The sequence below is a fragment of the Microcystis sp. LE19-10.1B genome (genome assembly GCF_027530565.1).
Lineage (GTDB): Bacteria > Cyanobacteriota > Cyanobacteriia > Cyanobacteriales > Microcystaceae > Microcystis > Microcystis aeruginosa.
Window position 1 is genome coordinate 1 of sequence record NZ_JAPZQM010000216.1, and the last position, 5,198, is coordinate 5,198.

Consider the following 5,198-nt stretch of genomic DNA (forward strand, 5'->3'; position numbering starts at 1 on the left):
TTGTGTACCAAGCGATGTACTACAAGAAGGATAATGCAAGGTTTTTGAAAGTCCCAATCCTATTTTCTTGCACTAACATCGGACTTTAACAGGTCAAAAGCCTTATTTTAAAAGGGTTTTACCATTATTCAGCCAGCCCTAAGTAATACTAAATTTTGTTACAAAATCTAGCTTTTTCGGGTAAGCTGTTGACTATCTAGGGCTGACTGACCATCCTTTGCAATCAGCGTTCTACCCTAAGAGAGATGCGATCGCTCTTACCCCTGCCCCAAAAGCGATCGCCATGCCCAAAAAATTGCTCATTCCAAAAATGATCGCCCCCTGCATTCCTATCCCAAGCAATGACAATTTTAAAGTTTAATCAACAAGATAACAGCGATCGCACTTACCCTAACCTACGGGCGTTCTAAAACAAGATCCAAACCGACTTTGTATGAAAGATCCTCCTTGCAATTTGCCTGAATCTTAAGCGAAAAACCTGGACAGCCTTTTTCCACGACTTGTTTGGAAGATGTGATAGCCATTTTAGTCTTTGCTGGGCCATTGTCATCTACATAAGTGTAAAACACAAGTTTACTGGGATGACCGTTTCCCTTGTCATATCGAAATATGTAAAATGCATATCCACTACCTTTCTCGATCAAATGACTAACCATGTGATCAAATGCAGGATGCTCCTTATCCCCGAATCTAGGGTCTTCAGATGAAGTACCAATCGGTGGACACAAATCAGGAACGATGTTGACTCCATCCAACTTCATAGTCAGAAAATCATGCGTTGGTTTATTAGCATTACCTTTAAACTCATTGAAGATAGCCACGCAGTCAGGGTGAAGTTTTACGACACTAATGGACATCTTATTCTCTTTTTTCAGTAGGTTAGCTTTTTCTTGAGATACCAAAATAGTTGTTACTCAAGTCCAGTAAGCTAGTGTACAGGAAATTTCCGTAATAGTCAACCCCTAGAGGACAAAAAGCAGAAAGTTTCCGTATATTCACCCCGTAGAAAAGGATATCCAGAAACATTCCGTGTATTTTCCAACGATGGATAAAAATATTCGGTTCTTCGTTACTTGGTATGGTTCGATAGGGGGGCATAAATCGACTAAATCCTTATCTGGTAAGAGACTTAATTGATTAGTTGGCTCTAGAGCAAAAACAATTGACAAAAATCGCTAAGTGCCTTTCTCTATAAGGGTTCCATCCCTTATAACCCCCGTCCCTTGCATAACACAAACCGAAGAGCCGTTTTCCTTCTTGATAATTCTGATAAGCAAGTCGAGCTTGCCATAATACTGATTGCACTTGGCGGGCAAAATCCCGATTGCCCTGAAAGCGACTCTGTCAGAGAGCTTTTAATTCTCGTTCTAGGTGGGCTAAACACTTCTGCTTGGCGCCTGCTCCTTGTAGCGAGTAGGCACTGAAACAGTCGCTACGTTCATCTTTTTCTTCCCCTCCCGACTCCTGACTCCTGACTCCTAACCCCACCAATAAACTTTTTGCCGCAAACCCTAACTTTTTTCTCTAGTCAATTGCCATAGAAGTTCTCATCTAAGATTTGCTCTGGCAAGAAAGGACAAATTTGAGGATACTCATTTTCTGGGGGAATCCGAACACCAAATTGAGCGAGTTTCCCTTCCTTAATTGCCACTTGACGAGCATCTGGATAAGCTTCCTCGATAGCAGTTTCTAGATAGGATTTCAGGGAAGGCGTATCGCGTAAGTTTTTCTCAATTCGCTGGCGATGCTCAATAATAGAACAATACCAGCTATCCTTCATTGATGGCGGTGCGTCCTGCTGTACTTTTAATTGGAGCAAGTGAGCCAAAAGAATCATCAAATTACTTTCTAAAGTTCTTTTTTCCGATTTTCCCAACTCGGTTAACTCCTCAATTAAGTTATCAGTATCCAGCGCAGCAAATTCCCGCTTCTGTAGGTGGCTAATTGTTGTTGCGAGCCATACTTGAAAATCTTGTTCGTAGAGAGTTTTGGACATAGCGATAAGTTGTTCCTTCGAGTCAATAACTGCACTGATAACTAAGCGGCTACAATTCTCAAGGCGTTACTAATTTCTAGCTTCCCTTGTAGTTTACCAAAAAATCACCTAAAATGGAAACTATCTGTATCCCTTGCTGACTGCATCTGGCTCCCTACACCATTTTCTAGTATCTTTGAGCAACCCGGCGAACGATAAGGAGTTAAAACTATGCCTTTAAGTTGGAATGAAATTAAAAATCGCGCCATCGCTTTTCAAAAAGAGTGGCAAGGAGAGACTTCAGAAAAAGCAGAATCTCAGTCTTTTTGGAATGAGTTTTTTCATGTCTTTGGCATTTCACGGCGTAGGGTAGCCAGTTTTGAGCAACCGATAAAAAAAGCAGATAATAAACAGGGTTTTATTGATTTATTATGGAAAGGAACGATTTTAGTTGAGCATAAATCGAAGGGGAAAGATTTAGAAAAAGCCACACAACAGGCTAAGGATTATTTTCCCAATTTAAAGGAACATGAGTTACCGCGTTATATTTTAGTCTCGGATTTTCAACGGTTTAAATTATATGATTTAGATTCGGGCAATCAATGGGAATTTGAATTAAGCAATTTTGTCGATAATGTTCATTTATTTGATTTTATTGCTGGTTACGAAAAGCGAGTTTATAAAGACGAAGATCCCGTCAATATTCAAGCCGCCGAGTTAATGGGAAAACTTCATGATTGCCTCAAAGAAATTGGTTATATAGGGCATGATTTGGAAGTTTATCTAGTGCGTTTATTATTTTGTTTATTTGCCGATGATACGGGTATTTTTAATAAGGGGATTTTCTGGGAATATATCGATCTACATACCAAGGAAGATGGTAGTGATTTGGCGATGCACATTGATGCTATTTTTCAGGTTTTGAATACACCAGAAGAAAAAAGATTAAAAAATCTCGATGAAAATTTAACTCAATTTCCCTACATAAATGGCAAGTTATTTGAGGAGTCTTTACCTTTAGCGGCTTTTGATAGCAAGATGCGAGTCATGTTATTAGAAGCTTGTGCTTTTGATTGGGGAAAAATTTCCCCTGCTATTTTTGGCTCTATGTTTCAAGCGGTAATGAATCCAAAAGAGCGACGCAATTTAGGGGCGCATTATACCTCCGAGAAAAATATTCAAAAGGTGATTAAACCGTTATTTTTAGATGATTTACACAGGGAATTTGAGAAGATTAAAGGCAATCGCAATAAATTACTAGAATTTCAGAAAAAGATTGCTAATTTATATTTTCTCGATCCTGCCTGTGGTTGCGGCAATTTTTTAATTATTACCTATCGGGAGTTACGCGATTTAGAGATTTTGGTATTACAGGAGTTAGATAAAACGGGGCAGTTAGTAATAGATATTAGTAGGATTATTCAGGTAGATGTCAATCAGTTTGCTGGTATTGAATACGATGAGTTTGCGGTGAGGGTGGCTGAGGTGGCAATGTGGTTAATTGATCATCAGATGAATATTAAAGTTAGTAATACTTTTGGTCAATATTTTGTGCGTTTGCCATTGAAAAAAGCGGCAAAGATTGTTCATGGAAATGCCTTACGGATTGATTGGGAGGAAATTGTATCAAAAGAAAAGCTCAATTTTATTTTAGGGAATCCTCCTTTTGTGGGGAAACAGTTACAAAATGCCGACCAAAAGGCTGACATGAATAATGTTTTAGGCGAAGTTAAAGGAGCAGGTGTTTTAGATTATGTGACGGCATGGTATATTAAAGCGGCTGAATTTATTCAAAATAGTTTAATTCGTTGCGCTTTAGTTAGTACAAATTCTATTTCTCAGGGTGAACAAGTTGGTGTTCTTTGGCAAGAGCTTTATCAAAAATATAAAATAAAAATTCATTTTGCCTATCGAACTTTTAGCTGGAGTAATGAAGCAAAAGGAAACGCCGCAGTTCATTGTGTTATTATTGGTTTTGGGCTAGAAGATATTGACAATAAACGTATTTTTGATTATGCTGATATTAAAGGTGAACCAACAGAAAGAAAGGTTAAAAATATTAATCCTTACCTGACAGAAGGAAATGATTTAATCATTTTAAAGAAAATAAAACCCATTTGTAACGTGCCTGAAATGATCAAAGGCAGCCAACCTACAGATGGTGGTAATCTTCTGATGAATGACGAGGAAAAAGAACAGTATATTCGACAAGAACCCGCAGGAGAAAAATTTATTAAGCCTTTTATTTCTGCTGATGAGTTTCTGAATAATAAAAGACGCTGGTGTTTTTGGTTAACAGAAATACAGCCTAAAGAATTAAAGCAGTTGCCTCTATTATTAAAAAGAGTAGAAGCTGTTAAAGAAATGCGTTTGGCTAGTTCTAAAGTTGCGACAATTAAATGGTCGCAGTTCCCAACATTATTTACTGAAAATAGACAGCCAAAAACCAGCTATATTTTAATACCAAGTCACTCTTCGGAGAATAGAAAATATATTCCGTTCGGTTTCTTTAGTCCAGATTATATTGCTAATAATAGTTGTCTCTTTGTTGCCAGTGCTGATTTATATTTATTTGGTATTCTTACTTCAGCAATGCACATGACATGGGTTAAATATGTTTGCGGACGATTAAAAAGTGATTACCGTTATTCAAACACCATCGTTTATAATAACTACCCCTTTCCAGAAAATATCACCGACAAACAAAAACAAACCGTTGAAACTTGCGCTCAAGCTGTGCTAGATACTAGGGTAAAATATCCCGATAGTAGCCTTGCGGATTTATACGATCCTTTAACCATGCCTCCGGACTTGCTCAAAGCTCACCAAAAACTTGACAAAGCCGTTGATTTGTGTTATCGTCCCCAACCCTTTACCAGTGAATTAAACCGTATTGAATACCTCTTTGAACTCTACGAAAAATTAACCGCTCCCCTACTCCCTACCAGCAAACAAAAACCCTCGAAAAGAAAAAATCCTCAATAACGAAGGCAAAAGGCAAAAGGCAACAGGCAAAAGGCAAAAGGCAAAAGGCAAAAGGCAAAAGGCAAAAGGCAAAAAGCAGCTTTGTTCTCCTCATCACCCCACACCCCACACCCCATAACCCCCCCACCCAAAACCCCCCACCCCCACACCCCCCACCCCCCCACCCCACCCCCCCCCCCCCCAACCCCCCCCCCCCCACCCCCCACCCCCACCCCCCCCCCCCCCCCCCCCACCCCCC

The 5,198-nt window shown here is 39.4% G+C and carries 5 protein-coding genes; 1 reads left to right on the plus strand and 4 read right to left on the minus strand.

Features of this window, described 5'->3' with window-relative positions; all coding sequences use genetic code 11:
* Positions 1-395: 395 nt before the first annotated feature.
* The 4 genes from O9332_RS07930 to O9332_RS07945 form a co-directional block, all read right to left on the minus strand.
* Positions 396-902, minus strand: coding sequence for a cofilin family protein (locus tag O9332_RS07930; protein ID WP_052276720.1), 507 nt, complete (start codon positions 900-902; stop codon positions 396-398).
* Positions 903-995: 93 nt separating this feature from the next.
* Positions 996-1,169, minus strand: a complete 174-nt coding sequence (locus O9332_RS07935) for a hypothetical protein (protein ID WP_288024769.1) — start codon at positions 1,167-1,169, stop codon at positions 996-998.
* A 175-nt stretch (positions 1,170-1,344) separates the two neighbouring features.
* Positions 1,345-1,491, minus strand: coding sequence for a hypothetical protein (locus O9332_RS28350; protein ID WP_002757808.1), 147 nt, complete (start codon positions 1,489-1,491; stop codon positions 1,345-1,347).
* 37 nt (positions 1,492-1,528) lie between these two features.
* Positions 1,529-1,996, minus strand: a complete 468-nt coding sequence (locus O9332_RS07945) for a DUF29 domain-containing protein (protein ID WP_288024772.1) — start codon at positions 1,994-1,996, stop codon at positions 1,529-1,531.
* 210 nt (positions 1,997-2,206) lie between these two features.
* Between O9332_RS07945 and O9332_RS07950 the strand changes: the two genes are divergently transcribed.
* The gene (locus O9332_RS07950) at positions 2,207-4,960 is read left to right on the plus strand and encodes a DNA methyltransferase (protein WP_288024775.1); all 2,754 of its coding nucleotides are present in this window, start codon (positions 2,207-2,209) and stop codon (positions 4,958-4,960) included.
* The last annotated feature ends 238 nt before the right edge of the window (positions 4,961-5,198 follow it).

Bases quoted from the DNA above. Each gene is read 5' to 3' on its own strand.
- O9332_RS07945 (WP_288024772.1), bottom strand. From the start codon at position 1,996: ATGTCCAAAACTCTCTACGAACAAGATTTTCAAGTATGGCTCGCAACA.
- O9332_RS07950 (WP_288024775.1), top strand. From the start codon at position 2,207: ATGCCTTTAAGTTGGAATGAAATTAAAAATCGCGCCATCGCTTTTCAA.